Source organism: Actinophytocola sp. (assembly GCF_049647105.1).
Taxonomy (GTDB): domain Bacteria; phylum Actinomycetota; class Actinomycetes; order Mycobacteriales; family Pseudonocardiaceae; genus Actinophytocola.
In genome coordinates, this window is sequence record NZ_JBARWZ010000065.1 from 1 (window position 1) to 1,531 (window position 1,531).

The following is a 1,531-nucleotide window of genomic DNA, read 5'->3' on the forward strand; positions in this document are numbered from 1 at the left end:
GGACAGGCACCTGTCCGACGGGCGCACTTCACTTCCTGACCTCGATCCGGCGGGGCTGTCCGCCTAGGAAGGCCTTCCGAGCCGGACCGATCCCGGCCCCGGACTGTTTCAGGCGAGCGCTGGTCAGGTGGAACGGGTCGAGGACGCCGTGTCGGAGGCTCCGGGGTCCAGCCCTTTCTCGGGCCATGTCTGTGGGGCTGGGCCGAACGCGCGCCGGGCGGCGCGGACGGCCAGGGCGGCGACGGTGGCGTTGGCGCCACCGCCGATCACCGCGCCGATGCCGAACGGGGCCACCCGGCCGAGCACGATGATCCCCTGCTTGGTGCCGTACTTGGTGATGAAGTTCTTGCCCAGGACGCTGTTGATCTGCTTCAGCGTCGTCACGGGCACCTTGCTGACGAGCTGGCGCGCCCAGTGCTGACCGGTGCGCTCGGCGAGCTTGCCGACGATGGTCGAGGAGCCGGACTGGCCGAGCAGGACCCCCATGACGATCGTCCGGCGGCGTTCGATCTCATCCAGCTCGACCCCGTGGACCTCGGCCACCGAGAGCACGAACAGCGTGCTCAGCTCGAGCGAGGAGAAGGCCTCGCCTGCCGACAGCGCCAGCGCGATCCCGGTGCCGACGGCGGGCGCGGCGGCAGTGGCTCCGACCGCGGCCCCTGTACCCGCCAGGGTGCTGACATACATTCGCTCCAGGGTGCGGACGACCTCCGCCGGTGTCGCCTCCGGGTTGCGCTGACGGGCACGGCCGATGTTCTTGCGCACCAGCGGTGTCTGAACTCCGATGACCTTGTCCAGCAGGTCAAGGACCGGCTGGCCCCGACCGCTCGACGCGGGAACCGGTCCTTCGAGGGCGTCAGAGGCCATACCGAACTCCTTGAGTCGTCACGTTCTTCACCCAACCTCGCACCCGAGCGGCCAGATATCCCCGATTACCCTCGCCCGCCGCGTCCCGTTGTTGGACCAGCACTTCGACGACGAAAACCCCGGGACAAAGACGGCCGCGACAGACCTCTGTGCGGAAGCGCCCGTGCAGCGCAGGGGGTCGCTACAGGAATCACGGACAGCATCCCTGCCCTCGCCACAATCGATCACCAGCAGCACAGCGTTACAGGTTGACACCAGGGAAGTCGGAGGTAGTGCTGGCGACCCGGGCCTCCCGGGTCCGTCGGCGACCTCCGCACGTGTGCCGGCGTCGCGCTCCATGTACTTGACCGCTGCGAGGAAGCCGGAATCGGCGCCGAGGTCACGTTCGCGACCAAACCGGTGCTGGCCCAGCACATGCTCGAACGCCTGCTCGACGCCGATGTCGACCTGAGCTGGTTCACGACGGACGAGGCCTACGGCGACAATCCCGGATTACGGACATGGCTGGAATCTCCACCAAACCCGGGGCTTGACACTCCTGCGTTCCACAGATAATCGGGATCTGATGACATGTCTGGTGGCGTCGTGGCAGGTCAGGACGTTGCGACCTAGCGGAAACACCGAAAACGCCTAGTGACACGTTTCGCGTGGCTACCCGCAGTGA

At 67.2% G+C, this 1,531-nt stretch carries 1 protein-coding gene and 1 pseudogene; one reads left to right on the forward strand and one right to left on the reverse strand.

The features are described from left to right. Positions 1 to 123 precede the first annotated feature (123 nt). Entirely contained in the window at positions 124 to 867 is a 744-nt protein-coding gene (locus WBA97_RS08590; RefSeq protein WP_424230190.1) for a hypothetical protein, read from the reverse strand. Positions 868 to 1,212: 345 nt separating this feature from the next. Between WBA97_RS08590 and WBA97_RS08595 the strand changes: the two are divergent. Beyond that, positions 1,213 to 1,377 (forward strand): annotated as a pseudogene (locus WBA97_RS08595) (transposase); the annotation flags it as partial. Between the last annotated feature and the right edge of the window lie 154 nt (positions 1,378 to 1,531).

Excerpts from the sequence above, each read along its gene's own strand:
- WBA97_RS08590 (WP_424230190.1), bottom strand. The coding sequence starts at position 867 with ATGGCCTCTGACGCCCTCGAAGGACCGGTTCCCGCGTCGAGCGGTCGG.